We start from the raw sequence: 21,376 nt of genomic DNA on the forward strand, positions 1-21,376 counted from the left end.
AGCATCAACGGTAGTAGCTGGCCCGGGCCTTGGCGTCCGCTGCGTCCGCTCGCTCGCGTGCGGTGAACCACTCCTCGGTGAACGGCTTGGGCAACCGCTTCGCCACCGGAGGAGGCGGCGCCGGCAGCATGTCGTCGACACCGCGACCGAGCAGGCCACAGACATCGGGGCCGTCATCGAAACGCGCGCGAGGGAAGTTGATCAGCAACTCGACGAGCCGGACCGCCCAGGGCTTACGCGGGAAGCGCACCCGTCCCTCCCTCACCATCGCCCGGAAGGCTTGGAACTTCGCCACCTTGTCCCCGATGTGCGGCAGGTACTCGTAGTTGGCGAAGGTGTCCCCCTCACGGGCCAGCAGCCGACGGATCGGCCGGACTGCGTTTTCCTGCGTGCCCTTCTCGCCGTACCACCACAGTGGCTTCCACTGCCTGATCATCGCCAGCTGTTCGCGCACGCTGGCGTCCAGCTCGACCTGCCCAAACCACCAGTCGACGAGCCACATCACTCGGTCTTCGTCCATGCCGACGATCCCGTGCTCGGTGAAGTCGGGCTCATCCCGCTTCTCGAGATCCTTCTCGGTGACTGCAAAGTCGCTGGCACCGTAGTACCGCAGGCGCTTGGGGAGTTCTTCCGGTTCGTACCAGATGATCCAGTCGCGCTCGATCTGGTTTCCCGACTCGGGCTTCGGCTTGCCCTGATAGAGGCTGTTCCAGGTGCGCGCCTTCGCCTTGTACTGCTGCCAGTGTTCGACCGGGAACCACTCGGGCCAAAGGTAGTCGCCGATCTTGCGCCCGAGCGGGTCATCCTCGCGGTCAGCCTGCGCCGGCACACAGATTACCTCCCACGTTTGGCCGTCGCGGCACGGGATCATCCCGGACTCACCGTCCCAGTTCTCCGGAAGGATGCTGCCGGCGAGGTCTGACGGGTTCCAGCGCGTCTGGATCAGGATGACTGACCCGCCCGGCTTGAGTCGCGTCAGAAGGTCGTCGTCGTAGGCCGCGCGCGTGCTGGCCTGTACGGTCGGACTGTCGGCCTCGCTGCGACCGGCTACCGGATCGTCGATGATCGCGGCATCAGCGCGTGCGGACGTGATGCCACCCAGCAGCCCGGCTGCGAGCAGGGTCGAGTCGTTCGTCAGGCTCCATTCGTCCACAGCGGCCGAGCCCGCAAGGATCGTGGTGCGGTCCGGCCAGATGGCCGCGTACTCCGGGCTGCCGCAGATGGCGCGCGTGCGCTTCGACGACCGATAGGCCGGCTTCGCGGCGTAGCTGGTGGAGATGACCTTGTAGCCCGGCCACCGGCCCATGGCCCACGCCGGAGCCAGCACGCCGGCATAGGTGGACTTCGCGGAGCCGGGTGGGAAGAACAGCATCAGGCGCCCCATCGGTCGCTCCAGGCAGCGCTGCACCGCGTCGAGGATCAGGCGGTGATGCGCGGCGAGCGGCAGGAACTCCGACGGCTGGCAGACCCAGCTTGCCGGGTCTTCGTCGTCGACAGGCGCGCCGGGAATCGCAACCGACAGCGCGAAGGCCGCAAGTGAAGTCCGGGCACGCCGACGCCGCAGCAGTTCGGCCGCAGCGGCCTCCGGCGTCAGGTCATTCAGTGCCACGCAGACCGCCCTGCGCGATCGCCGCCAGTTCCTCGTCGCTCAGGTCGCGCGGCGTGCGGCGGATCTCGACCGGGTTCTCCTTGTCGCCGCGGAGAGTGACCGCGTTTCCGTACCGGCGCGCGTTCTCGATTCCGGTCTGCCACTTGATGGCATCGAGCATCACCCGGGCCGCCTGGGCGTCGACCTTCTTCGTCCGCAGCAGGTACATGACGTGGTCGGCGGACTCGAAGCGGGCATCGGCGCGTAGTTCGCGGGCGCGCGCGTAGTGCTGCCGCAATCGGTCGAACGGACCCACCACCTTCTCCTCGCCGTCCGGCTGTTCAGGATCGGCGGTCGCGAGCCAGCGCAGGAAGGTGCGCCAGTGCGGCAGGTCGTCGAGCTTGCAGGCCGCGCGAACAGACATGCCCTCGGCTATCCGGGCCAACACGCGCTCGGCGACTTCGGGGTTGAAGGTGCTGGGCCGCCCCACTGTTCAGCCCTCCCGGTCTTCCAGCATCCGCAGCCCCACCCGGCTGGCCGCGATCCGGCCGTCGCGCTCGATCGCGTACCCGTGCGAAAGCAGCCCGTCGAGCAGTTCGTCGCCGTCGGGTTGGTTGTCGGTGCGGAATTCCTGCCGCGTGGCGCTGAACTCCGAGGCCAGGTAGCGGGTGCCGGTAACGATTCGGTCGGTCATGGGGTCATGCTGCCGTGGGGGCCCGATGCATCAACGGCGCGGGCGTGGTGGGTGGGGCTGCGAGGAGGTGCGCCTCGATGTCGCCGACCAGCTCCTCGAGGCCGAGCACCGGGACGGCATCGCGCCGGAGTGACGGCTCGCGGTAGTAGCCGACGAGCCATGCCGACCGGTCGATGAGCATCCGCTGTGCCGGCGACGACTCCTCGGAGATCACATAGATCGCTCCGGTCGCCGGGTCGGCGAACAGGTATGCGCCGCAGGAGCGCGCCTTGCGGATTTTCTGGATCCGGGCCAGGGCCAAGGCTGCGCACGGCATCAAGCCGTCGGCTGGGATGGCGCCGATCGGCACGGCCGCCCAGCACTGCCGAAATGGGGTCTTGGACGCGGTGGCGGTCATGGGGTGATTGCCTGGATTGCGGGGATGTCGGGGGAGAAGCGAGGCCGGCGGCCGTCGTGGGTGCATGTGGGGTGCTGTCGGCGCCAATTGCCCCGGCAGTGGGCCGCGCCGTGGTGCAGCCGGCCGTCCCGCTCCTTGCAGATGGCGCAGATGCCGGCCGGGTGTATGCGGGCGTCTCGGCTCGTGCGATTTGGCGCGCTCACCATGCGGGCGCCCTCCGCAGATTTATTTCGCCAGAGCGCTTGACACTAGGCAATTGTTGCCTATACTCACACCCATGCCAGCCATCCCGGCGAGGCGAAGAAAGGAGATCGAGATGGCAGCCGCAACCGTCGAGGCAATCCGCCAATTCGAATTGGACGCCCCGAGTTTCAACGATGCGATGACCTTCGCCCGCCACGTGGACGAGGCTATTGAGTTGGCCTACCAGGGAATAAAACTCACAGAGGGCGGCGGCCTGGTTCAGACCACAGAGGCCATTGCAATCGATCGAGCATGGCTCTCTGCGTATCGCGCCGCCGGCTACGATGTGCACAACCCATATGACTTGGCCATGCGGATCTGGGAAAAATCCGGCAAGGGGGGCTGAACCATGTACGCCATCTACAATGACGGCACGATTTACGGTGTTGGCGCGACTCCGCAGGAGGCGCTGATGGATGCGCGGTCCTACGCTGGGCCGGATTTCTGCCCCACCGGGATCACCCCCTACAACACAGACAATGTCTACCCGGAAGGCGCGGTTGCCGATTTTACGTTCATGCGCGGCCCCGCTTCGGCCGACGACGAGACCGCCCACGGTGAGTGCAAGGTCCGCCGGTGCGAACCGGGACTGTACGCGTTGGTGACCCAGGGCGCCGCCGTCAAATTTCGCATCAACGAACGGGGCGCCCTGGGTCTGGCGTAATCCCCGCATGGGCGGGGAACATTGCTTTCCCGCCCCCATATGATGGGTCATCCCCGCAGGGCGGGGAACGGGTCCAGCAACGAAAAAATACCGAGTCCATCCACATGACGCAATCCCCCGACGCCAGCAAGCACGACCCGCGCCCGCAATACCTCCGGGCGTTGCTCGAACGAGCCGGCGTGTCGCAGCGTGAGGCCGCGCGCCGGCTCGGAATTTCCGAGCGGATGATGCGGTACTACCTCGCCGACACGGGCGCGGATCACCGGCCTGCGCCGTACACGGTGCAGTTCGCGTTGGAATCGCTCGCAGGGTAATCACGCGGCCGCCCTCCCCGCCCGGTCCTCGATCTCGGCGCGCAGGTCGTCCCGGATGCGCCGGTAGAGCTCGAGGACGCCCAGGCCGGGCGAGTAGACGCCGACCAAGTCCTCGTCGGCGGCCTCGTCGGCCAGCTCGACCGTTACCGCCCGGGTCGGCGACAGGCAGACCGCCATCGGCTCGTCCTGGCCGGCCAGCCACACCGCGGCCGCTTCGGCCACGCCCGTCAGCGAGCGCGGGCCGATGCGGCCGGCGCGGTAGTCCTCGAAGGCAAACGGGTTCATGCGGCCTGGCCCTGCTGCTGGCCGATCAGGTCGGCCTGCAGCTTCATCAGCGCATCGTCGTCGCCGATCTCCTCGCGAAAGCGGCGTGGCGCCCGGGCGTAGGACGGGCCGAACATGGCCGCGCACTCCGCCGCCGACCAGCCGCCGAACGGCACGCCGCGGTGCGACCACGGGTTGAGCCCGACCGTGAAGTCGTGGCCGCGGCGCTTCTGGCCGTGGCGCCCGCCGACAGTGAGGTGATGGATCTCGCAGGGCACATAGCCGAGGCCACGCGCCCGGGCCACGACGCACCCGATGTCCTGGATGATCGCGAACCGCATCTGCTGCGCCATGTTCGGCGTGCCTGTGGAGCGACCGCGCTTCATGCTGCGGCCTCGCCAAACAGTGGCTTCTGGACGCCCCGCAGTCGCCGGCTCGCGATCTCGGCGTACTCGGGGTTCAGTTCGCAGCCGATCCACTGTCGGCCCAGGCGCTCGGCCACCACTGCCGTTGTGCCAGCGCCCATGAAAGGGTCGAGCACTACGCCGCCCGCCGGCGTACCGGCCAAGATGCACGGCTCAATCAACGCCTCGGGGAACGTCGCAAAGTGCGCCTCGCGGAACGGCATCGTGGGCACGGTCCAGACGCTGCGCTTGCTGCGCGTCTCCCTCGCGCCAATGTTGTGGAGATTCGCAGCAGTCCGGTGCTCACTGGCGCCTCCCTCATACGCCCGGCCGCCCTTTGTTGCTCGCGTGTTACCCGGCTTCCCACCCATCGCCTTTTCGGCGATAGCTTCGTAATCGAACCGGTAACGGGCCGACTTCGACAGCAGGAACAGGTACTCGTGCGCCTTCGTGCAGCGGTCGCGCACGCTCTCCGGCATCGGGTTCGGCTTGTGCCAGATGATGTCCTGGCGCAGGTACCAGCCGTCTGCCTGCAGGGCGAAGGCGACGCGCCACGGTATGCCAATCAGGTCTTTTTCCTTCAACCCCACTGGGACGTTCTTGATCGACTTGCACACGGCATCCTGCCCGCGCGCACGAGTCGAGAATTCCGTGCCACCCTGCGGGCCGACACCGCCGGAGCGCGCGTAGCTGTCGCCGAGGTTCAACCACAGCGTGCCGTCGTCGCGCAGCACGCGGCGCACTTCTCGGAACACGGCCACCAGCGCGGCAACGAACTCGTCGGGCGTCGGCTCCAGGCCGATCTGCCCATCATGGCCGTAGTCCCGCAGCCCGAAGTACGGCGGCGACGTGACGCACGTCTGCACCGACCGCTCCGCGAGGGTGGGCAGGATGTCGAGGCAGTTCCCGATATGGATCACGCTGCAATCTCCCGGTGCTCGTCCCAGCGCACGCCCTGCTCAGCGCCCCAGGCGTAGATGAATTCGATGAGGTCGGCGCAGTCGCGCTTGCTCAGGCGGCTGGTGCGCGCCGGGACGATGTCCACGCCGTGACCGTCGAGGGCTGGCAGCACCTCAACGCCCTGCCCGTTGACGCGGCACCAGGCGGCGACCAGCAGGCGCTTCCAAACCTCGGCCTCACGCCGCGCGCCGGCCCACTCCAGCTTCCGGGCGAGCTCGGCGATCAGCGCGTGCAGCAGCGCGTTCTCCGGCAGCGTCCGGCGCGGGTCGCGGATCTCGATATCGAAGTCCTGGCCCAGGCCGTAGCGCTCGCGCATGTGCTGGATCGCGGCCTCGCAGACCGTGGCGCGCCTGGGGTTGTCGCGCCGAACGACGAACGAGCGCTTCATGCCGGCACCGCGCGGCAGAAGCGGATGTAGTCGCGGGCCTCGATCTCGCTGAAACCGTGGGCGGCGCGCAGCTGTGCGATCAGCTGCATTTCCTTGCGCGCGTCGTGCGCGATCTGGGCGGCGGTCATGCGCGCAGCCTCCGCCCGAGCGATGCAGCGATCTCGGCCATCTTCTGCTGCGCATGGGCCGCGTTCGCGGGGATGTACTGCTTCGTCAGCGCCAACTGCTTGCGCGGCGGCATGTGCTCGAGGAAGTCCGCCGGCGCCGGCCACGCCTTGCGACGCGCGGCGAGCGCGACGAACGCCTGCCGGAAGCGCGGCCCGTCGAGCTTCCGGTCCCAGCTCTTGCCGAGCGTCACGGCCTCATGCCACGCCATAGCCGTCCCCGGGATCATGTCCATGGCCGGCGTGCGGTCCAGGCTCAGGCAGAGCAGCTTGCTCAGGCCGTCCAGAATTTCGTCGTGGATCCAGTCCGTGTCGGTTTGCATTCTTCATCCCCTGCAGGGTTTCGATTGCGGTGCGGGTCTTGCTCGGTGCGGCGGCAGCGGCTACGCCGGGCCCGGCGCGCTCGTTCGGCTTGAGCCAGTCGGCTTGCAGGCCCTGCGAGCCGCGGGCGCACCAGATGCGGAGGAACCGCTCGAGCGTCATGCCGGCCTTGGCCGCCTCGGCCTCGGCAGAGCACACGACGGTCTGCGTCACCGGGGCGCTCTTGGCCTTTCGCAAGCCGAGCCAGTCGGCCCACGTCTGCGGCTCGACGCCGTCCGGCCTGGCAGGAACCGCAACCCCCTTGATCGACGTGATCGCCTTGGGGGCCGGTGCGCGCTTGCGCGCTCCTCCTCCTGAGCGAAGCGAAGGAGCTTTATCTGCTTCTGCTTCTGCCTCTGCTTGGGTCGGACTCTGTCGGACCTCGTCGGACTGTTGTCGGACTGTCGGACTGTCGTCGGACTCCGTCGGACCATCGTCGGATGAACCCTCTGCGCCCTCCGCGTCCTCGGAGCCATTGCCCTCGCCGCCCCGCTTGCGCGCGTGCCCGCTCGGGCGATTCTTCCGGTCCCATTCGCGCTTCCGGGCGCGGTCGGCGTCCTCGTCTCGGGAGTTGCGGTACGGGATGTAGTTCACAAGCTCCCAGCCGCCCTCGACGGCGCGCAGGCGGCGACCCTCGTCGGTCGGCGTGCGCGAGTACGGGTCGGGCGAGGTCAGGATCGCAAGGATCTGCTCGAGCCGTTCGATCGGGACCATGCACAGGTGCGCCAGCGACGGCACCGACGCGCGCACATAACCCGAGGCGTCCGCCTTCGCCATGAGCGCGATCCAGACCCGCAGAACGTCGTGCGGCTGCATCCAGAGTGTGGAGTCGACGATTCCGCCGTCGAGCTTTGCAAAGCTGCTCACGCGGCGCGCTCACGACCGGGCGCGGCCCGGAGCTCGAACAGACCGGCGCGGGCCGGATGCCACAGCAGGTAGAGCCGGGCGAGGTCCGGCACGCAGTTCCCGTCGATCTTGAACATGCAGCCCGAGTCCGACATCGAGGTCTCGTGCCGCAGGTATTCGACGATCGTGCGGGCGCTGTAGTGCTGCCGGCCCCGGCGCCAGGCACGGTCAGCCTCCCGGCAGAAGGCGCGCCAAATGTGGCGGTTCTCCCGCATCCACGTCGCGAAGCCGGGGCGGAACGAGGCCGCGTGCTCCCGCAGCAGAGCGTCGACGGGGTCGCCGAATGCGAGGTCGGGTTGCGTGCTCATCGCCGCTTCCTCGCCGCCGGGTTGAGCCCCGCCGCCGCCATCAGGGGCGCCAACTGCTCGACCATGGATGCCAGCTTCGCCAGCGCCTCGTCGCGCGCGACCTCCGGGTCGCCGAGGAACTTCTCGACCAGGTAGTGCACAGGGCTGACATCGCCGGTGCGCTGGATGTAGGTCTCGAGCTCGTCGATCGTCATGCCGCGCGGCTTGCCACCGCTGTCCGAGCCGGCCAGCTTCTCGGTCAGCTTCGACGGCGAGAGGTCGAGCCTGCCGGCGGTCTCGACCAGCCCGCGGCCGTACACGCGCACCGCCATGTGCTCGCGCAGCGTGCGGGAGCGCTCGGCGATACCCTTCTCGAATGTGATGCTCAACTGCCGCATCGTGGTCACCTTGGGAATTCAGGGGACGGGGTGTTCCCCGGGATTCCCCTGCGTGGGTCGGAACATGGCCGGGTCCGAAACGGAGGCCCGGCCATGGAGTTACTGCGTCAAGTGCAAAGCGACCGCGTCACTGCGCTGGTGCGCATGGGTGCGGTGTGGTTCGCCGTTCGATGGCGCGATGGCAGGCAGGAATGGCGCGTGCTGCGACGCCTGGGGGTGCGGTAGATGGGTGCCCGTCAGCCGGTAGGATTGGTGTTGCTGAGACACCCAATCGCTACCGGAGACGGACATGTACGAAGAGAAGAAGCTCGACCTGCGCCTGCGCGCGGCAGAGGCCCAGATCCAGGCGCAAGAACGGCTGTTGACGCTGCTGGCAGCCAGACTCATCGCGGAATCCTCAGACGCGACAGCACTGCTCGCGGAACTCCGTACCGCCGCTTCATACGACGGACCGTCAGGCACACAGAAAGCTTTCGCGCAACTCGCCTCCAACGTGATTCCCGGCTCCTGAGGAACAGCCACAGCCGGATCGCGCGCGCTTCACGGGCACGCATCTGCGCGAGGATCGGAGCGCGGCTCAGGACGGGGCTGTCCATCTCTCGACCGCCCCGAGGGATGAAGTCGTCGACCCGGATCCGGTCCGGGTCTTGCTGCTCGCGGTGGCGTTTACGGCCATCCACCTCAGGCCGCCTTCGCCTTCGGGCGCTTGGGTGCTGGGCCGAAAACGTCGGGGCGGAGGTCATGGCGGCAGACGGCCCCGCCGCTCTCCTCATCCAGGCGACGCGCCAGTGCGCCGTCGAAGCGCTGTCTCTTGCTCAAAGCTTTCCGGAGGTAGCCAATGGTCGTTCCGGCGCGTTCGGCATACGCCGCTTGATCGTCCGGGCTGAGTGTCGCGAGGTACTTGCGGAGAGTGATCATACGCCAATCTTACCCTTAGGTAAGATCAAGTCAATACCCCAAGGTCAATTACTTAGGGGTAACAACCTGCGATCCTGTCGGCATGGATAAGTTCGAGCGCCGGCGCCATTCCTTGATCGAGCTGACAAAGCGGCTCGGTCACGGTGCCGTGGCCGAGGTCTCGTCGAAGGCAGGGATTGACCCGAGCTACGTGAGTCGGATGCGGTACCCAGAAGGAAAGCCGGGGCGGAAGCGCATCGGCGAGGATCTGTGGGACAAGCTCGTTGGCGCCTTCCCGGAACTTGATCCGCAAGTCGCCCCCACGGCAGTCTCACGCATCTCGGAGATTGAGACGCGTCCCGCCGACTCTTTCCGCATCGATCTGATCGAAGGAGAGGCGGACATGGGAGATGGGCGGATCAACGAGGACTACCCCGAGGTGCTTCGGGCGGCGGAGTTCCCAGCGGACTACATTCGGTCCGTCGTCGGTTTCCTGCCACCGCCTGGTCGTCTGGTGCTGGTCACCGGGCGCGGCAACTCGATGGTGCCCGTGATCCAGCCCGGCGACTCGGTGATCGTCGACATCGGCTGCCAGTCGTATGAGGGCGACGGCCTCTACCTGATCAACTCCGGCAACGGTCAGCAGATCAAGTCGCTGCAGGACCGCGGCGATGCGGTGTACGTGGTCAGTGCGAACGAACTCTACCCGCCTTTCCCGTTCCCTAAGGGGGCCGTCGTTGGAGGGAAGGTCTATCTGCGCGCACGCGTGGAGCGGTTCAACTGACAAGCAGGATCCACTGCGTGCAGATCAAGGAGGATCGATGGACCCGAAGGCTAGGCGTAAGCACCTGCATGCCACGCTGAGTGCAGGCATCCTGTTTGGAATGGCGATCGGGCTTTGGTTCGGCGCGCGCGCGTCAGACGCCGGATGGGTCGAGTGGGCGGCCTTCACCGCTTTCATCATGCTTGGGCCGGGAGTAGTTTTCTCGCGAATAGATGCTCGATTCCACTACTCGGATTGAGGTTGACGCACAAATGGAAAACCCCTCCGGAGAGGGGCTCTTTCTTCAAGCGCTGCGCTTGATTAACGGGTTCTTCTTCCATCTCTGAGCTAAGCACTCGAACTCCTGCAAGATCGTTTCCTTTGCCTGCTTTCGGCGAATGGCGGCAATCAGAGGCTGTGTCCGCTCAAAAGTCTGAAGCACGATCGAACACCACATACGCTTCAGCATTACTTCGTCGTAGATTCCTGCAGCAATGCCGACTTCCACGCCCTCAAGGTGGTTCAGCACGTAGCGAACAGCCTCGGCATGACTTGATTCCGCATTTGCCTCAGCCAGCGCGATGATGTTCTTAGTCGTCGTCGTGCTGTATTCGCTGATGTAGTTGTATCCCTCTTGGAGTTTCGCGTCGCTGCGAGTCGCGAAAAGTAGATCAGCAGTTTGCTTTTTTCGAGCAATGGATCGTGCCGTCAGAACAGACACAACGGCTACCACAACACCCAAGCAAAGCACAAAGCCTCGGAAACATTCCGAAGCAAGCAAAGTTGCTACGTTCCCTATCATCCGCCCCCCCCTGATCGCCTTCCCTGCCCCCAAAAAAACTACCCGCCAAGATGGCGGGTAGTGTTGATGTCGTTTCGTATTAGAAACCGCCCGTGGTATCACGCATAACAACTCTCCTGGATGGGCATGCCTAGTTGGACAACAGCAACACTACGAAGTTCCTCGTTGCACTGCGCTCTGCAGCTAACTCATACCGCAATGAGCGTCGGACCTGAAAGCGCCAAGTTCACCTGTAGAGCGCTTTCAGTGGAGAAATTTTACAACCTAACAACTCCGTCAAGGTGAAATTTCGTCAACATGGACACAACGCATTGTGTCCCCCTATCAGATAACGGTATGACCACAACATGTAGTTGCCATGTTGTCATATGTTGACAACTTGTGCGCATCTCCCGTGGGACAGACCGAACACTCTTGACTTTGCGCCTCCTATTGGCACCCGTCACCCGCAAGCAACTGCGCGAAACGCGTGACGAGTGGCACCAGCCGCCCCGCTCCGGCGGGCTTTTTTCTGCGCGATCTCCTGTTCATAATTTTCTTACCTTTGGGTATTGACTCTATACTTACCTATGGGTAACTTCTCTCCCAAGCCCGACGCCCGGGCAGGGAGGACCCCACAGTGCAGACCGAACACCAGCTGCGAATCCAAGAACGCAGCATTCCTGTCCCCGAAGCCGGATGCTGGTTGTGGACCCGCTCCGTGGGGAGCAACGGTTATGGACGCGACTCGACCGGGAAGCACTCATACGTCGAGGCCCACCGGTCCTCTTTCATCGCGTTCAAAGGCCAGATTCCGGACGGCCTGTGTGTTTGCCATCGCTGCGACACGCCGAGCTGCGTAAACCCGGATCATCTGTTCCTTGGCACGCGTTCCGAGAACCTGCGTGATGCCTACCGCAAGGGCCGCCGGCCGTCACTGCGTCGTCGGGCGGTGTCGGCATGACCGCCCTCGCCTACCACCGCATGCCGGGTTTCGGCGACCTGCCGGGCGACAGCAGCCACCCCGGTTCACCGGATTACGTGGAGCCGGCATTCGGCCGTGACGACGCGGCGGGCAACGTCGCGAAGCGCATGGCCGAGGACGACGAGGTCGGCGAGCTCGTCGAAGACGTGGCGAACGCCCGCGCCCTGCTCGCCTGGATCGGCCGCGAGGTCGTGATCCCGGCCGCGATGCGGATTGAGTGGCAGGCGCTCGAGCGCCACGCCCAGGCCCTGGCCAAGCGCGTGGACCGCGAGCACGACGTGCTCAACGGGTGGGCGGCATGAGTCTCGACCACGGAATCCTCAACGTGCCGCTCGCCAAGCGCGGCAACATCGATGCGCAGCTCGACGCATACAAGGCCAACCAGACGCGCGACGCCCGCGCGAGGGCCAAGGCCGACGCAGTAGAGACGAAAGCCCTGCGTGTTAAGGCCAGGGGCCTCGTGGCGGCTGCAGACCCCGCCATGCTGGAGCGCGTCGCCAGCAACGCCGGAATCGCGCTTCGCGAATTGCGAACGCGCCTGAACTCCGATGCCCACTGGAAGCCGGCATGGGTAATCCGCGTGCTGGGAGGTGCGGCATGAACCCCTGGCTCGCGTTCGCGCTCGGCATCGTCGTCGGGCAACTGGTTGCGCTCGCTGTCAGGTTCTTCGCGCTCGGCCTGCGCCAAGGCGGTGACGCATGAGCGGCCAGCAGATCCGCATGGGCGCCGGCGGCACGCTGACGCTGACGGAGGAACAGGCACGTGCGCTGCGCTACGCGGTGTCCGACGCGCTGCGAGAGAACGCCGAAGACGCCGCCGACGAGGACGCAGACGACGAGCTTCGCCACGAGGCCCGCGTGCAGGTGCGTCACCTCTCCGCGCTGCTGGTGATGCTCGGCTGGCAGCAGTGCGCGGTGGACGAACTCGCGAAGGGGGCCGCCGATGGCCGCTGACGGCAACCGCTGCATCATCCGCGGCGCGCGGCCCACGCCGCTGACGGCCGCCGAGCGCGCACGTCTTCGCTGGCAGCAGCCGGCACCCTGCCGCCGCTGGCTCACCGAGCGCCGCGCATTCCGTCTCTTCTACGCGATCGGCGCGGTCGGCATCTACCTGGGCCTGCAGACATGGCTCTGAGAATCCGCACAGCCGCCTGCCTGATTGCGTCGCACATCGCGACGACGACTGAGCCGACCGAACGGCCGGTGACGCGCGCGCCCTATCGCACGCGCCGCCGGATGGCCGCCGCCCTCCGCCTCGCATTCCTTCTTCTCGTGGCCGCCGCTTTCTGGCTCGGCGCCCGCTGATCGAGACCCGCCATGCGCTCGGATGACACCCAGCTCGACCTGTACCGCGACGACCCCGCCCGGCTGGCTTTGGCCTACCGCACAGCGGCCGAGATCGCGCTGCACGACCCGCACTGGCGCCCTGCCGAACAGAAGCGGCGGCACGACAACTACATCGCCGAGGCGGCCCGCATCGAGGCGGCCCTCTCGTAACCGTCCACGCGGCCCGCCGTGCCGGCGCCTCGCCGGCAGCGCCCGCCCCGTCCCCCGATCCGGGCCGGCGGGCCGCACACCCACCACCAGCAAGGAAGAACACGATGAACGACAAAGTTGCTTCCGCAGCCGCCGCCGACGAGCCGTCGACCGCGATCGCGGAATACACCGCCACCGAGCGCGGCCTCGCCGAGATCCGCTCGCGGCTCGCAAACCGCGTCTACGACCTATCCAACACCAAGGGCATGACCGAGGCGAAGAAGGATCGCGCCGAACTGCGCACGCTGCGCGTCGATTTGGAAAAGATGCGCGTCGAGATCAAGGCGCCGGCCCTGGAGCGCTGCCGCCAGATCGATGCCGAGGCGAAGCGGATCACGGCCGGCATCGTCGAGTTGGAGGAACCCATCGACGTCCAGATCAAGCGCCGCGAGCAGGAGATCGAGGACGCCCGCGCGGAGCGCGAGCGGCAGGAGGCCGAGCGCCTGCGCCGGATCAACGACGAGATCGCCAACATCCAGCGCCTGCCGCTGGACTGCCTCAACGCTACGGCCGAGGAACTGCGCGACGCCATCGGCACGCTGCGCGACGACGCGCTGAGCGACTTCGACGAGGTGCACCGCCCCACCGCCGAGGCCGCGCGCACCGCGTCGCTGCAGAAGCTGGAAGAAATGCTCACGGCCCGCGTCGCCGCTGACGCCGAGGCCGAGCGCCTGGCCGTCGAGCGCGCCGAGCTCGAGCGCCAACGCGCAGAGCAGGCCGCCCGCGATGCGGAGGCCGCCGAGGCGCGCCGCGTGCAGCAGGAGAAGGAGGACGCCGCGCGCCGCGAGCAGCAGGAGCGCGAGGACGCCGAGCGCCGCGCCCGCCAAGCCGAGGAAGACCGGCAGCGCGCCGAACAGGCCGAGCGCGACCGCGTCGAGCGCGAGCGCATCCAGGCCGAACAGGCCGCCCGCCAGCAGGAGCTCGACCGGCAGGCGGCAGCCCAGCGCGAGGCCGAGGAAAAGGCCGAGCAGCAGCGCCGCGAAGAGGCCGCGCGTCTGGAGGCCGAGGAGCGCGAGCGCCAGCAGCAGGCCGCCGAGGAGCGGGAGCGGGAACGCCAACGTGCCGAAGCCGAGGCGATCGAGGCCGCGACTGTGCGCTCGGCCGCCAAGGAAGCGCTGACGCTCCTCGAGGTTGTGGCCCCCACCCATCTGACCACCCGGAAGCTGGCCGCCGCCCTGGCCCGCGAGGAGATTGCATGAAAACCAAAGGCGAACAGGCCGCATACCCCCACGATGCCAGCAAGTGCCGCGACACTGGCTTGACCAAGCGCGAGTTGTTCGCGGCAATGGCGATGCAGGGGCTGCTCGCTAAGCACGGTGATGACGACTACCCCACCGACTCGCTCGCTCGTTACTCGGTAGCGCACGCGGACTGCCTCCTCGCCGAACTGGCGAAGGACGGTGCGGCATGACCGCCCGCGCAGCGAAGAAGGCGGCACGGACGCGCGCGGCTGCCGTGACGCTCGTCGAGAAGCCGCAGGCCGCGTCCCTTCCTGCCGCCCAGCAGCAGGCGGCGCAGGTCGTCTCGATGCTCGAGCGCGTGCTCACCGCGCCCAACTTCGACATCGAGCGGGCCGAGCGCCTGTGGGCGATGCAGAAAGAGATTCGCGCCGAGCAGGCGCGCGCCGACTTCGTCGAGGCGCTGTCGGCGATGCAGTCGAACATCCCCCCGGTCAAGCGCACCGGCAAGATCAAGAACAACGCGAACCAGGTGCAGAGCACCTATGCGAAGTGGGAGCACATCAACGAGGCCATCGGCCCGGTGCTGCGCGACCACGGGTTCGCGTTGAGTTTCCGCGTCCAGCAGGAAGGCAATGCGATCACGATCACCTGCGTCCTGTCGCACCGCGCAGGGCACCAGGAGACCACGCAGATCCTTCTGGCCCCGGACACCACCGGCAACAAGAACGCGCCGCAGGCGGTCGTCTCGGCGATCAGCTACGGCAAGCGCACGACCGCATCGGCCCTGCTGAACATCACCAGCTACGACGAGGACGACGACGGCCAGAAGTTCGCCGACCCGGGCAAGACCGACGAGGCGATGGCCGAGAAGGCCGAGTTCGAGGCGGCCATCATGGGCGCTCGCACCGAGACGGAACTGCGCCCGGTCGGCGAGAAGATCGCCGGCTCCAGCCTGCCGCCGCGCCTGCGCGCCAAGGTCCGCCAGACCTACACCGCGCGCCTGCGCCAAATCCGCGACGGCGAGGTGCGCTGATGCTCGACCTCCCGAACCACGATGACGACGCGACGGACCTGCAAGGCACCGAGGAATGGCACGCCGACCGCGCGGGATGCATCACCGCCTCACGCATGGCCGACCTGCGCTGGGAGCCGGGCGAGGTCTTCAAGTCCGGCCCCCGCCGCGGCGAGATCAAGCCGCCGCCGCTGACGCGCCAGTCGTACATCGACCAGATCCTCGCCGAACTGCTGACCGGCCGCCCGAAGGAACAGGCGAGCGCGAAATCGCTCGAATGGGGCCACGAAATGGAGCCTGAGGCCATCGCGGCCTACGAACGCCAGACCGGCCGGCTCGTCGAACAGGTCGGCTTCATGCGGCACCCGGAGTTCGACTTCATCGGCGCGTCGCCCGACCTGCTGATCGACGACGACGGCGGCGGCGAGATCAAGTGCCCGATGTCGATCGTCGTGCACGCGGCGACGCTCCGGCGCGGCCTGCCGCCCGAGCACATCGAGCAGATCCAGGGCGGGCTGTGGGTCACCGGCCGGCTGTGGTGGGACTTCATTTCCTACAACCCCCTGTTCCCTGAGCACCTGCAGCTGTACGTGCAGCGCGTGCACCGGGACAACGCCTATATCGGCCTCATCAAGCGCGACTGCCTGAGCGCGTGGGCTGAGGTGCAGGAGGCATATCGCCAACTCATGGGGGGCGAAGGCTGATGGCTCGCCCCCTGCCCGCAACCCCGATCCATCTGCGCTTCTGGCGGCGGGTGTCCAAGCGTGACGGTGGATGCTGGGAATGGACCGGCGCGAAGGACGGCGGCGGCTACGGCCAGCTCTCTACGCATCGCGGCTACGCGCCAGCGAAGGCGCATCGCGTTTCCTGGGAGCTCCGAAATGGTCCGATCGACGACGACATGGTCGTGTGCCACCGATGCGATAACCCGGGCTGCGTGAACCCCGATCACCTGTTCCTAGGCACGCAGGCCGAAAACTCCGCGGACATGTGGAGCAAGGGGCGGAACAACAAGAAATCCCTCCTCAACCTTCGCCCTGGCGCCCCTGGTTTCCATGGCGCAGGCCCGAAATCTGCAAAGGAAATTCAGCATGGCACGCGGCGTTAACCGAGTGACTCTCGTCGGAAACCTCGGCGACGACCCCTCCACCAAGTACACCCAGGGCGGCATGGCGATCACGCGCGTGAGCCTTGCGACCACCAGCGTCCGGAAGGACCGCGACGGCAACCAGCAGGAGCGCACCGAATGGCACCGCGTCGTGTTCTTCGGGAAGCTCGGCGAGATCGCGGGCGAGTATTTGCGCAAGGGCAGCCAGGTCTACATCGAGGGCTCGCTACGCTACGAGAAGTACACCGGCCAAGACGGGGTCGAGAAGTATTCGACCGACATCATCGCCAACGAACTGCAGATGCTCGGCGGCCGGCCCGACGGCGGGCAGCAGCACAGCGGCTACGGCCAGCAGCGCGGCAGCGGCCGCGGCACGAACACCCAGCGCGAACCCGCCCAGCGGCCGGCCGAACGGTCGGCTCCGCTAGACGACTTCGCCGACGACGACATCCCATTCTGATTCCCGAGGGCCTACCAATGCGCCTGTTCTACTACGACACCGAAACTACCGGCCTGCCCGCTTTCCGGCTGCCGTCCAGCGACCCCACACAGCCGCACATCGTGCAGTTCGCGGCCGTGCTGTGGGATACCGAGGCCGATGCCGAGGTCGCGAGCATCGACCTGCTGGTGCGCCCGGACGGCTGGGAGATCCCGGCCGAGGCCGCAGCGATCCACGGCATCACGAACGAGCGCGCCGCCGACTGCGGCGTCAGTGAGGCGCGGATGCTCGACATCGCACTCGAGCTCTGGCGCTGCGCCGATCGCCGCATCGGTTACAACGAGCAGTTCGACGCCCGCCTCGTCCGCATCGCCGCGCTGCGCTTCCTCCAGCAGGCCGACGCCGACACCTGGTCGGGCGGCGATGCCGAATGCGCCGCGCGCATGGCGACGCCGGTGTGCAAGATGCCGCCGTCGGAGCGCATGCGCGCCACCGGCCGCAGCAACTTCAAGACCCCGAAGTTGTCCGAGGCCCACGAACTGCTGATCGGCGAGCCCCTGCGCGACGCACACAGCGCCATGGCTGACGTGCGCGGCCTCGTGCGGGTGCATCGCTACCTTACCCGGCACGCCGGGCAGGCGGTGGCGGCATGAGCAACGAGACGATGACGGATGCGCGCGCGTTGGCCGACTCGCTGGATCAGATTCAGGCCGCCAGTTACGACAGCCACGGCTGCGAGTGCATCGGCTTTCCACATGACGTGCGCGAGGTGCTGAAGCGTGCCGCCGCCCGCCTGCGTGGTGAGGCGGCGCAGGGTGAGCAGCAGGCGGTCTACCAGTGGCGGGAAAATGGGTGTTGGCACGATATAACCGCACAGGAATACCATCTCGTTCATTCAGATCCCGGGAACTTTGTACGAGGCGAAACGATCGTCTACCCGGGGATGACGCGGAAGCTCTACGCCCACCCACAGCCAGCTGCCGCTAGTGAACAGCAGCCGGTGGCGTGGCGTCGTCGTCACCCGAACGGCGAGGGCGGATTCCACAAATGGCTTTTGAGCAACGATAACCCGAAGCGTTACGAGGGGTCGGAGTACGAACCCCTCCACAACCGGCCGCAGCCTGTCGCCGTCGCCGGGGATGCGGTGCGGACTGCCTTGGATTGGCTGCGGTCTGCGCTCGATTGCGCGGAATTCATCTGGGAGGCGGATCAGGCCAAGGACGCAGAAGCAGCCTACGGCGAGGCCGTCACCGCCCTGTCCGCCGCGCCTGCCACGCCCGACATGCCGCCGCCGGGCAAGCCGTTCGTCGGCTGCCAGTGCCCGTCATGCGGTGAGGAATTCATCGCAGCCGCTGCCGCGCCCGCCCCGGCGGACGGTGAGGCTGCCTCGCTCCCGAGCATCGTGCGCGAGGTGCTGGAGTGGTACGCGAGCGACCCGTCGCTGTGTGTCGCCTGGAACGAAGAAGGCTGGTCCGCAGAGAAAGCGGCGAAGGCGTCCGGCCACTACACTTTCGTCGGGGAAGACCGCTACGGGCACAGCGAGTACGTGCCGAACAGCGTGCGCGCTGAAGAAGCATTGGCCGCCCTCGACGAATGGCTCGCGCAAGACCGCGCATCGCAGGTGACGGCGGGGTTGGGAATCCGCATCGCCGAAAAGATCGGTAGCCCCGCGTCATTTGGGATTGCGGACGGCGATGGCTGCATCTCCCTGTTCGATCTGATCGCCACGGCGAAGGGCGACCAGGACATTGACCGGGCCCGGGAGTGGCTGGCCGACGAAATCGCGGTCGCCATTGATGAGTTGTCCGCGTCCCAGCCGGCAGCGCCCGATGCGCAGGAGGTGCGCAATGGCTGACCTGAAACCGTGCCCGTTCTGCGGCAACGCCGAGGACATCGAAATGCAGGAGGTGCAGGCGGATCACTACATCCAGTGCCTTGAATGCGAAGCAAGCACCAGCTGCGTCGGCAGCAGACCTGAGGCGCGCGAACTATGGAACCGCCGGGCCGCAGCGCGCGCGGACGGCGGGGTGGATAAACAGCTGCGCACGGCGGGCACGCTGCTGTCCAACATCGCGTTCAACCTCGCGCAGGACGAAAGACTGCCCGAAGAAATCCGCGCCGCGATCGACTTCGCCCGCAGGGGGTGGGATACGGCGGTGCGCGCTGATGGGGAGGGCTGACATGGAACTGCCCTTATCTACCATCGTCGAGGGTCGGGTTTGGAATCTGCACACCCTCGACTTCAAAACCGCGGAAGGTCGTTTCAGCACCTACTTCTACGCCATATCCGACGAGCACGCCGTTGCTATCGTCGAAGAAATCAAGGAGACCGCATCTTGGGGCGGCCAGGTGCTTGCCTTCATGCGCGCTGATGGGGAGGGCCGCGACCATGGCTGACGTGGAGACGCCGACATCACCGTGGGGCCGCCTGGAGCGCGACTTCGCCGAGCAGTTGGCCGGCACGACCCCGCCCGAGAAGCCCCAACCCCTGCCCCGACACGACGAGCTGCCGAGGCCGTGGCCGACGCGAGAAGGGAGTGAGCTATGAGGTTGAGCGAGAGATTGGAAGCGCATGCGGCGGCGTGGCCCACTGTGTACGGAAGCGACCGGCATAACGTCGCGCTGATTCGCGAAGCCGCAGCCCTTGCGCGGCGCATCGAGGATGCGCCTGTCGTCCTGGCATCCGAACACATTTGGGAAAGCGTGCCCGAAGGCTTGGAGGGCCGCCGCGTGCGGCTGGTACCGGAGGTGGACGATGGGCGCGGCTGAGCGACTACCCCAGCTCTACAGCGAGGCCGAAGCCGCGGACTATCTCGGCGTCTCCGAGGTCACGATGGCCAGAATCAGGAAGCGAGGCGCGATCGGCCACACGCTGATCGCGCGTCGAGCGCGGTACACCGAACAACACCTTCTCGATTACCTGGAGCACCAGACGTGTCAGCCCGCTTCCGCCTCGGCGCCTACTGGATCGAGCAACGCAAGGGATCGACCGTCTGGTACAGGGCGTGGCTCGACGCCAGCGGATCCAAGCATCGCGCTTCGCTCGGCACACGAGATTTTGAACAGGCAAAGGTCGAGCTAGCGCGCTGGTTTGTCGAGAACGCGGAAGTCCGCGACCAAGCCCCGGCCGATGTCATGCTCGACACCGTTCTGACGCGCTACCTTGCGCAGCACGGCACGCGGATCGCCAGTAGCGACAGTGCCAAGCGGGGCGTCGCCTTGTGGCGCAAGTGGTGGCCGGTCGATGCGACGGTAGCCGATGTGACCGTGGGCGCTCAGGAAGAGTTCCTGGACTGGCTGCGCGGGCAGTACAGCGAAGGCTACGCGCGCCGGGTTCTGGGCGTCGGCAAATCGGCACTGAATCGAGCATGGAAGCGCGGCGAGATCACGCAGGTTCCGTTCGTGCAGTTGCCTACCGGCGGCGAAGCCTACCCCCACTACGCGACCATCGACCAGATGGTGAAGTGGCTCAACACGCCCATGCCTGAGCACGTCTGGGCGTACACGCTGGTGAGACTGTGCACGGCGTGCCGCGGCGATGCCGCGCTCGATCTCCAGCCGTTTCAGATCGATGTTGACGCGCGCCTGGTGCGGCTCAATCCGGCCGGGCGGCGCCAGACGAAGAAGTACAGGGCGATCGTGCCGCTGCAGCCGCTGCTCGCGCGCTACGTCGCGCAGGCCGATCCGGCAGCGCACCTGGTCAACTGGCACGGTCGACGCGTGGGCTCGATCAAGACGACGTGGCGCAAGTTGCGAGTCGCCGCTCGGCTGCCGGCGTGGTGGGTGCCGAAGGTGATCCGCCACTCGATCGCGACATGGCTGCGGCAGCGCGGCGTGCCGGCGTGGGAGGTGTCGGGCCTACTCGGCCACCATGCGGGCGGCACGACGGACGGCTACGCGAAGTTCGACCCGGCCTACCTGGGCGATGCGCGGCGCGTGCTCGGCGAGATTCTGGACGAGCTGACCGCACGCGTGCCGCGGCTGCAGGCGCTCGCAGGGGGTGACCCCAAACTGACCCCAGCCGATAGCCAAGTGCCTGATATTTCGAGGCGTCGTAAGATAGCGAGCGACAAGCTAAGTAGCTGATGCGCCTGATCTTCACCGACCTTGACATGGTAGGGGTCACAGGTTCGAACCCTGTACCGCCCACCACGAAACAGCTGGAAGACAGACGCTTTCGTGGAATCAGACAAACCCGGCCATCGAGCCGGGTTTTTCGTAAGTGCAAGGTATGCGCAAATCGCTGTTGCCGCAGGTCGCTACACTGCCATCTGCAACCAAGGAAGGTCGGCATACCGCACTTCGAAGAGTTCGTTGAGCAACGCACCTACCCGCATCTCGACACCCCGAGCCGTGTGCTGCATGTGATCGGCTTCGGTGCCGACGAAGCGCCGCGAGACGTTGCGCGATCGGTCTACGCCCATGCGAAGGTTCTCGGGACGCTCATCTCGACACTGCAGCAATCCGGGACACTCAGCGAGCAGGAACTGAACGAGATCCTCGTCGAAACGACGCTTTGACAAGAAGGCCCCGCCAGGATCGCCCATGGCGGAGGCCGATGCCCCGAACGCGGGGGGCGGTTGCCGGATCACGGGGCCAAAGGATGGCCAGGAGCCCCCCGCGTCGAGGATGTATGCCCCGCTC

General features: G+C 66.7%; 41 protein-coding genes. 26 read left to right on the forward strand and 15 right to left on the reverse strand.

Going from position 1 to position 21,376, the window contains the following annotated elements; all coding sequences use genetic code 11:
• Positions 1–4: 4 nt before the first annotated feature.
• From ABE488_RS00755 to ABE488_RS00770, 4 genes are read right to left on the reverse strand one after another with little or no spacing between them, the layout of a single operon-like run.
• Entirely contained in the window at positions 5–1,609 is a 1,605-nt protein-coding gene (locus ABE488_RS00755; RefSeq protein ID WP_346446671.1) for a hypothetical protein, read from the reverse strand.
• Entirely contained in the window at positions 1,596–2,078 is a 483-nt protein-coding gene (locus tag ABE488_RS00760; protein WP_346446673.1) for a hypothetical protein, read from the reverse strand. Before ABE488_RS00760 ends, ABE488_RS00755 begins: the two co-directional genes overlap by 14 nt.
• Before the next feature lie 3 nt (positions 2,079–2,081).
• Complete coding sequence (locus ABE488_RS00765; RefSeq protein ID WP_346446675.1) at positions 2,082–2,282, reverse strand: hypothetical protein; 201 nt, start codon at positions 2,280–2,282, stop codon at positions 2,082–2,084.
• Between the two features lie 4 nt (positions 2,283–2,286).
• A complete protein-coding gene (locus ABE488_RS00770) occupies positions 2,287–2,679 on the reverse strand; it encodes a hypothetical protein (RefSeq protein WP_346446677.1) in 393 nt (130 codons plus the stop codon).
• A 316-nt stretch (positions 2,680–2,995) separates the two neighbouring features.
• Here ABE488_RS00770 and ABE488_RS00775 point away from each other — a divergent pair, with 316 nt between their 5' ends.
• The 3 genes from ABE488_RS00775 (at position 2,996) to ABE488_RS00785 (ending at position 3,900) form a co-directional block, all read left to right on the forward strand.
• The gene (locus ABE488_RS00775; protein WP_346446679.1) at positions 2,996–3,268 is read left to right on the forward strand and encodes a hypothetical protein; all 273 of its coding nucleotides are present in this window, start codon (positions 2,996–2,998) and stop codon (positions 3,266–3,268) included.
• Between the two features lie 3 nt (positions 3,269–3,271).
• The gene (locus ABE488_RS00780) at positions 3,272–3,586 is read left to right on the forward strand and encodes a hypothetical protein (RefSeq protein ID WP_346446680.1); all 315 of its coding nucleotides are present in this window, start codon (positions 3,272–3,274) and stop codon (positions 3,584–3,586) included.
• Positions 3,587–3,690: 104 nt separating this feature from the next.
• Entirely contained in the window at positions 3,691–3,900 is a 210-nt protein-coding gene (locus ABE488_RS00785) for a hypothetical protein (RefSeq protein ID WP_346446681.1), read from the forward strand.
• Here ABE488_RS00785 and ABE488_RS00790 read toward each other — a convergent pair whose 3' ends face one another.
• Genes ABE488_RS00790 through ABE488_RS00830 form a run of 9 tightly spaced genes read right to left on the reverse strand, consistent with a single transcriptional unit; the run spans position 3,901 to position 8,031 of the window.
• The gene (locus ABE488_RS00790; RefSeq protein ID WP_346446682.1) at positions 3,901–4,185 is read right to left on the reverse strand and encodes a hypothetical protein; all 285 of its coding nucleotides are present in this window, start codon (positions 4,183–4,185) and stop codon (positions 3,901–3,903) included.
• Positions 4,182–4,550 (reverse strand): Ref family recombination enhancement nuclease, encoded by a 369-nt coding sequence (locus ABE488_RS00795; RefSeq protein WP_346446683.1) that lies wholly within the window; start codon positions 4,548–4,550, stop codon positions 4,182–4,184. The genes ABE488_RS00790 and ABE488_RS00795 overlap by 4 nt, the downstream gene beginning before the upstream one ends.
• Complete coding sequence (locus ABE488_RS00800; RefSeq protein WP_346446684.1) at positions 4,547–5,488, reverse strand: site-specific DNA-methyltransferase; 942 nt, start codon at positions 5,486–5,488, stop codon at positions 4,547–4,549. Before ABE488_RS00800 ends, ABE488_RS00795 begins: the two co-directional genes overlap by 4 nt.
• On the reverse strand, positions 5,485–5,916 hold the full coding sequence (locus ABE488_RS00805) for a recombination protein NinB (protein ID WP_346446685.1): 432 nt from the start codon (positions 5,914–5,916) through the stop codon (positions 5,485–5,487). The genes ABE488_RS00800 and ABE488_RS00805 overlap by 4 nt, the downstream gene beginning before the upstream one ends.
• Positions 5,913–6,044 carry a hypothetical protein gene (locus ABE488_RS00810; RefSeq protein ID WP_346446686.1) on the reverse strand — a complete coding sequence of 44 codons (132 nt, stop codon included), beginning with the start codon at positions 6,042–6,044 and terminating at the stop codon, positions 5,913–5,915. The genes ABE488_RS00805 and ABE488_RS00810 overlap by 4 nt, the downstream gene beginning before the upstream one ends.
• Positions 6,041–6,316, reverse strand: a complete 276-nt coding sequence (locus ABE488_RS00815) for a hypothetical protein (RefSeq protein WP_346446687.1) — start codon at positions 6,314–6,316, stop codon at positions 6,041–6,043. Before ABE488_RS00815 ends, ABE488_RS00810 begins: the two co-directional genes overlap by 4 nt.
• Positions 6,279–7,307 (reverse strand): hypothetical protein, encoded by a 1,029-nt coding sequence (locus ABE488_RS00820; protein ID WP_346446688.1) that lies wholly within the window; start codon positions 7,305–7,307, stop codon positions 6,279–6,281. The genes ABE488_RS00815 and ABE488_RS00820 overlap by 38 nt, the downstream gene beginning before the upstream one ends.
• Positions 7,304–7,654, reverse strand: coding sequence for a hypothetical protein (locus tag ABE488_RS00825; RefSeq protein ID WP_346446690.1), 351 nt, complete (start codon positions 7,652–7,654; stop codon positions 7,304–7,306). Before ABE488_RS00825 ends, ABE488_RS00820 begins: the two co-directional genes overlap by 4 nt.
• Positions 7,651–8,031, reverse strand: coding sequence for a hypothetical protein (locus tag ABE488_RS00830; protein WP_346446691.1), 381 nt, complete (start codon positions 8,029–8,031; stop codon positions 7,651–7,653). Before ABE488_RS00830 ends, ABE488_RS00825 begins: the two co-directional genes overlap by 4 nt.
• A 93-nt stretch (positions 8,032–8,124) precedes the next feature.
• Here ABE488_RS00830 and ABE488_RS00835 point away from each other — a divergent pair, with 93 nt between their 5' ends.
• A complete protein-coding gene (locus ABE488_RS00835) occupies positions 8,125–8,256 on the forward strand; it encodes a hypothetical protein (RefSeq protein ID WP_346446692.1) in 132 nt (43 codons plus the stop codon).
• 64 nt (positions 8,257–8,320) lie between these two features.
• Positions 8,321–8,542: a hypothetical protein gene (locus tag ABE488_RS00840; protein WP_346446693.1), complete on the forward strand. Its 222-nt coding sequence runs from the start codon at positions 8,321–8,323 to the stop codon at positions 8,540–8,542.
• 170 nt (positions 8,543–8,712) lie between these two features.
• Here the strand turns inward: ABE488_RS00840 and ABE488_RS00845 are convergent, their stop codons facing one another.
• Positions 8,713–8,949 (reverse strand): hypothetical protein, encoded by a 237-nt coding sequence (locus ABE488_RS00845; protein ID WP_346446695.1) that lies wholly within the window; start codon positions 8,947–8,949, stop codon positions 8,713–8,715.
• Between the two features lie 82 nt (positions 8,950–9,031).
• Here ABE488_RS00845 and ABE488_RS00850 point away from each other — a divergent pair, with 82 nt between their 5' ends.
• A complete protein-coding gene (locus tag ABE488_RS00850) occupies positions 9,032–9,712 on the forward strand; it encodes a S24 family peptidase (RefSeq protein WP_346446696.1) in 681 nt (226 codons plus the stop codon).
• 283 nt (positions 9,713–9,995) lie between these two features.
• On the opposite strand, the gene ABE488_RS00855 is transcribed toward ABE488_RS00850, so the two are convergent.
• The gene (locus ABE488_RS00855) at positions 9,996–10,412 is read right to left on the reverse strand and encodes a DUF4760 domain-containing protein (protein WP_346446698.1); all 417 of its coding nucleotides are present in this window, start codon (positions 10,410–10,412) and stop codon (positions 9,996–9,998) included.
• A gap of 700 nt (positions 10,413–11,112) precedes the next feature.
• Here ABE488_RS00855 and ABE488_RS00860 point away from each other — a divergent pair.
• The 20 genes from ABE488_RS00860 to ABE488_RS00955 all read left to right on the forward strand — a co-directional run bounded on the left by ABE488_RS00860 (position 11,113) and on the right by ABE488_RS00955 (position 21,252).
• Positions 11,113–11,436, forward strand: coding sequence for an HNH endonuclease signature motif containing protein (locus tag ABE488_RS00860; protein WP_346446700.1), 324 nt, complete (start codon positions 11,113–11,115; stop codon positions 11,434–11,436).
• Positions 11,433–11,759, forward strand: coding sequence for a hypothetical protein (locus tag ABE488_RS00865; protein WP_346446702.1), 327 nt, complete (start codon positions 11,433–11,435; stop codon positions 11,757–11,759). The genes ABE488_RS00860 and ABE488_RS00865 overlap by 4 nt, the downstream gene beginning before the upstream one ends.
• Positions 11,756–12,058: a hypothetical protein gene (locus ABE488_RS00870; RefSeq protein ID WP_346446704.1), complete on the forward strand. Its 303-nt coding sequence runs from the start codon at positions 11,756–11,758 to the stop codon at positions 12,056–12,058. The genes ABE488_RS00865 and ABE488_RS00870 overlap by 4 nt, the downstream gene beginning before the upstream one ends.
• Before the next feature lie 97 nt (positions 12,059–12,155).
• Positions 12,156–12,410: a hypothetical protein gene (locus ABE488_RS00875; protein ID WP_346446706.1), complete on the forward strand. Its 255-nt coding sequence runs from the start codon at positions 12,156–12,158 to the stop codon at positions 12,408–12,410.
• Positions 12,400–12,591, forward strand: a complete 192-nt coding sequence (locus ABE488_RS00880; RefSeq protein ID WP_346446707.1) for a hypothetical protein — start codon at positions 12,400–12,402, stop codon at positions 12,589–12,591. Before ABE488_RS00875 ends, ABE488_RS00880 begins: the two co-directional genes overlap by 11 nt.
• Positions 12,582–12,761, forward strand: a complete 180-nt coding sequence (locus ABE488_RS00885; RefSeq protein ID WP_346446709.1) for a hypothetical protein — start codon at positions 12,582–12,584, stop codon at positions 12,759–12,761. Before ABE488_RS00880 ends, ABE488_RS00885 begins: the two co-directional genes overlap by 10 nt.
• A gap of 12 nt (positions 12,762–12,773) precedes the next feature.
• Positions 12,774–12,953 (forward strand): hypothetical protein, encoded by a 180-nt coding sequence (locus ABE488_RS00890; protein ID WP_346446711.1) that lies wholly within the window; start codon positions 12,774–12,776, stop codon positions 12,951–12,953.
• Positions 12,954–13,198: 245 nt separating this feature from the next.
• Complete coding sequence (locus ABE488_RS00895; protein WP_346446712.1) at positions 13,199–14,191, forward strand: hypothetical protein; 993 nt, start codon at positions 13,199–13,201, stop codon at positions 14,189–14,191.
• Positions 14,188–14,403 (forward strand): hypothetical protein, encoded by a 216-nt coding sequence (locus tag ABE488_RS00900; RefSeq protein ID WP_346446713.1) that lies wholly within the window; start codon positions 14,188–14,190, stop codon positions 14,401–14,403. The genes ABE488_RS00895 and ABE488_RS00900 overlap by 4 nt, the downstream gene beginning before the upstream one ends.
• Positions 14,400–15,206, forward strand: a complete 807-nt coding sequence (locus ABE488_RS00905; RefSeq protein WP_346446714.1) for an ERF family protein — start codon at positions 14,400–14,402, stop codon at positions 15,204–15,206. The genes ABE488_RS00900 and ABE488_RS00905 overlap by 4 nt, the downstream gene beginning before the upstream one ends.
• Before the next feature lie 95 nt (positions 15,207–15,301).
• A complete protein-coding gene (locus ABE488_RS00910) occupies positions 15,302–15,889 on the forward strand; it encodes a lambda exonuclease family protein (protein WP_346446716.1) in 588 nt (195 codons plus the stop codon).
• Positions 15,889–16,293 (forward strand): HNH endonuclease signature motif containing protein, encoded by a 405-nt coding sequence (locus ABE488_RS00915; RefSeq protein ID WP_346446721.1) that lies wholly within the window; start codon positions 15,889–15,891, stop codon positions 16,291–16,293. The genes ABE488_RS00910 and ABE488_RS00915 overlap by 1 nt, the downstream gene beginning before the upstream one ends.
• On the forward strand, positions 16,277–16,753 hold the full coding sequence (gene ssb / locus ABE488_RS00920) for a single-stranded DNA-binding protein (protein WP_346446723.1): 477 nt from the start codon (positions 16,277–16,279) through the stop codon (positions 16,751–16,753). The genes ABE488_RS00915 and ssb overlap by 17 nt, the downstream gene beginning before the upstream one ends.
• Positions 16,754–16,770: 17 nt before the next feature.
• Entirely contained in the window at positions 16,771–17,385 is a 615-nt protein-coding gene (locus ABE488_RS00925) for a 3'-5' exonuclease (RefSeq protein WP_346446725.1), read from the forward strand.
• Entirely contained in the window at positions 17,382–18,587 is a 1,206-nt protein-coding gene (locus ABE488_RS00930) for a hypothetical protein (RefSeq protein WP_346446726.1), read from the forward strand. Before ABE488_RS00925 ends, ABE488_RS00930 begins: the two co-directional genes overlap by 4 nt.
• Entirely contained in the window at positions 18,580–18,912 is a 333-nt protein-coding gene (locus tag ABE488_RS00935) for a Lar family restriction alleviation protein (protein WP_346446728.1), read from the forward strand. Before ABE488_RS00930 ends, ABE488_RS00935 begins: the two co-directional genes overlap by 8 nt.
• A 1-nt stretch (position 18,913) precedes the next feature.
• Positions 18,914–19,129: a hypothetical protein gene (locus tag ABE488_RS00940; protein ID WP_346446729.1), complete on the forward strand. Its 216-nt coding sequence runs from the start codon at positions 18,914–18,916 to the stop codon at positions 19,127–19,129.
• Positions 19,130–19,276: 147 nt separating this feature from the next.
• A complete protein-coding gene (locus ABE488_RS00945; protein WP_346446731.1) occupies positions 19,277–19,501 on the forward strand; it encodes a hypothetical protein in 225 nt (74 codons plus the stop codon).
• A 165-nt stretch (positions 19,502–19,666) separates the two neighbouring features.
• Positions 19,667–20,818 carry a tyrosine-type recombinase/integrase gene (locus tag ABE488_RS00950; RefSeq protein WP_346446733.1) on the forward strand — a complete coding sequence of 384 codons (1,152 nt, stop codon included), beginning with the start codon at positions 19,667–19,669 and terminating at the stop codon, positions 20,816–20,818.
• Entirely contained in the window at positions 20,818–21,252 is a 435-nt protein-coding gene (locus ABE488_RS00955) for a hypothetical protein (protein WP_346446734.1), read from the forward strand. The genes ABE488_RS00950 and ABE488_RS00955 overlap by 1 nt, the downstream gene beginning before the upstream one ends.
• Positions 21,253–21,376: the final 124 nt, after the last annotated feature.

The organism is Luteimonas sp. TWI662 (genome assembly GCF_039673825.1).
Taxonomy (GTDB): Bacteria; Pseudomonadota; Gammaproteobacteria; order Xanthomonadales; family Xanthomonadaceae; genus Luteimonas.

Excerpts from the sequence above, each read along its gene's own strand:
- ABE488_RS00765 (WP_346446675.1), bottom strand. The coding sequence starts at position 2,282 with ATGACCGACCGAATCGTTACCGGCACCCGCTACCTGGCCTCGGAGTTC.
- ABE488_RS00770 (WP_346446677.1), bottom strand. The coding sequence starts at position 2,679 with ATGACCGCCACCGCGTCCAAGACCCCATTTCGGCAGTGCTGGGCGGCC.
- ABE488_RS00775 (WP_346446679.1), top strand. The coding sequence starts at position 2,996 with ATGGCAGCCGCAACCGTCGAGGCAATCCGCCAATTCGAATTGGACGCC.
- ABE488_RS00780 (WP_346446680.1), top strand. The coding sequence starts at position 3,272 with ATGTACGCCATCTACAATGACGGCACGATTTACGGTGTTGGCGCGACT.
- ABE488_RS00785 (WP_346446681.1), top strand. The coding sequence starts at position 3,691 with ATGACGCAATCCCCCGACGCCAGCAAGCACGACCCGCGCCCGCAATAC.
- ABE488_RS00790 (WP_346446682.1), bottom strand. The coding sequence starts at position 4,185 with ATGAACCCGTTTGCCTTCGAGGACTACCGCGCCGGCCGCATCGGCCCG.
- ABE488_RS00795 (WP_346446683.1), bottom strand. The coding sequence starts at position 4,550 with ATGAAGCGCGGTCGCTCCACAGGCACGCCGAACATGGCGCAGCAGATG.
- ABE488_RS00805 (WP_346446685.1), bottom strand. The coding sequence starts at position 5,916 with ATGAAGCGCTCGTTCGTCGTTCGGCGCGACAACCCCAGGCGCGCCACG.
- ABE488_RS00810 (WP_346446686.1), bottom strand. The coding sequence starts at position 6,044 with ATGACCGCCGCCCAGATCGCGCACGACGCGCGCAAGGAAATGCAGCTG.
- ABE488_RS00815 (WP_346446687.1), bottom strand. The coding sequence starts at position 6,316 with ATGGACATGATCCCGGGGACGGCTATGGCGTGGCATGAGGCCGTGACG.
- ABE488_RS00825 (WP_346446690.1), bottom strand. The coding sequence starts at position 7,654 with ATGAGCACGCAACCCGACCTCGCATTCGGCGACCCCGTCGACGCTCTG.
- ABE488_RS00830 (WP_346446691.1), bottom strand. The coding sequence starts at position 8,031 with ATGCGGCAGTTGAGCATCACATTCGAGAAGGGTATCGCCGAGCGCTCC.
- ABE488_RS00835 (WP_346446692.1), top strand. The coding sequence starts at position 8,125 with ATGGAGTTACTGCGTCAAGTGCAAAGCGACCGCGTCACTGCGCTGGTG.
- ABE488_RS00840 (WP_346446693.1), top strand. The coding sequence starts at position 8,321 with ATGTACGAAGAGAAGAAGCTCGACCTGCGCCTGCGCGCGGCAGAGGCC.
- ABE488_RS00845 (WP_346446695.1), bottom strand. The coding sequence starts at position 8,949 with ATGATCACTCTCCGCAAGTACCTCGCGACACTCAGCCCGGACGATCAA.
- ABE488_RS00850 (WP_346446696.1), top strand. The coding sequence starts at position 9,032 with ATGGATAAGTTCGAGCGCCGGCGCCATTCCTTGATCGAGCTGACAAAG.
- ABE488_RS00865 (WP_346446702.1), top strand. The coding sequence starts at position 11,433 with ATGACCGCCCTCGCCTACCACCGCATGCCGGGTTTCGGCGACCTGCCG.
- ABE488_RS00870 (WP_346446704.1), top strand. The coding sequence starts at position 11,756 with ATGAGTCTCGACCACGGAATCCTCAACGTGCCGCTCGCCAAGCGCGGC.
- ABE488_RS00875 (WP_346446706.1), top strand. The coding sequence starts at position 12,156 with ATGAGCGGCCAGCAGATCCGCATGGGCGCCGGCGGCACGCTGACGCTG.
- ABE488_RS00880 (WP_346446707.1), top strand. The coding sequence starts at position 12,400 with ATGGCCGCTGACGGCAACCGCTGCATCATCCGCGGCGCGCGGCCCACG.
- ABE488_RS00885 (WP_346446709.1), top strand. The coding sequence starts at position 12,582 with ATGGCTCTGAGAATCCGCACAGCCGCCTGCCTGATTGCGTCGCACATC.
- ABE488_RS00890 (WP_346446711.1), top strand. The coding sequence starts at position 12,774 with ATGCGCTCGGATGACACCCAGCTCGACCTGTACCGCGACGACCCCGCC.
- ABE488_RS00895 (WP_346446712.1), top strand. The coding sequence starts at position 13,199 with ATGACCGAGGCGAAGAAGGATCGCGCCGAACTGCGCACGCTGCGCGTC.
- ABE488_RS00900 (WP_346446713.1), top strand. The coding sequence starts at position 14,188 with ATGAAAACCAAAGGCGAACAGGCCGCATACCCCCACGATGCCAGCAAG.
- ABE488_RS00905 (WP_346446714.1), top strand. The coding sequence starts at position 14,400 with ATGACCGCCCGCGCAGCGAAGAAGGCGGCACGGACGCGCGCGGCTGCC.
- ABE488_RS00910 (WP_346446716.1), top strand. The coding sequence starts at position 15,302 with ATGGCCGACCTGCGCTGGGAGCCGGGCGAGGTCTTCAAGTCCGGCCCC.
- ABE488_RS00915 (WP_346446721.1), top strand. The coding sequence starts at position 15,889 with ATGGCTCGCCCCCTGCCCGCAACCCCGATCCATCTGCGCTTCTGGCGG.
- ssb (WP_346446723.1), top strand. The coding sequence starts at position 16,277 with ATGGCACGCGGCGTTAACCGAGTGACTCTCGTCGGAAACCTCGGCGAC.
- ABE488_RS00925 (WP_346446725.1), top strand. The coding sequence starts at position 16,771 with ATGCGCCTGTTCTACTACGACACCGAAACTACCGGCCTGCCCGCTTTC.
- ABE488_RS00930 (WP_346446726.1), top strand. The coding sequence starts at position 17,382 with ATGAGCAACGAGACGATGACGGATGCGCGCGCGTTGGCCGACTCGCTG.
- ABE488_RS00935 (WP_346446728.1), top strand. The coding sequence starts at position 18,580 with ATGGCTGACCTGAAACCGTGCCCGTTCTGCGGCAACGCCGAGGACATC.
- ABE488_RS00940 (WP_346446729.1), top strand. The coding sequence starts at position 18,914 with ATGGAACTGCCCTTATCTACCATCGTCGAGGGTCGGGTTTGGAATCTG.
- ABE488_RS00945 (WP_346446731.1), top strand. The coding sequence starts at position 19,277 with ATGAGGTTGAGCGAGAGATTGGAAGCGCATGCGGCGGCGTGGCCCACT.
- ABE488_RS00955 (WP_346446734.1), top strand. The coding sequence starts at position 20,818 with ATGCGCCTGATCTTCACCGACCTTGACATGGTAGGGGTCACAGGTTCG.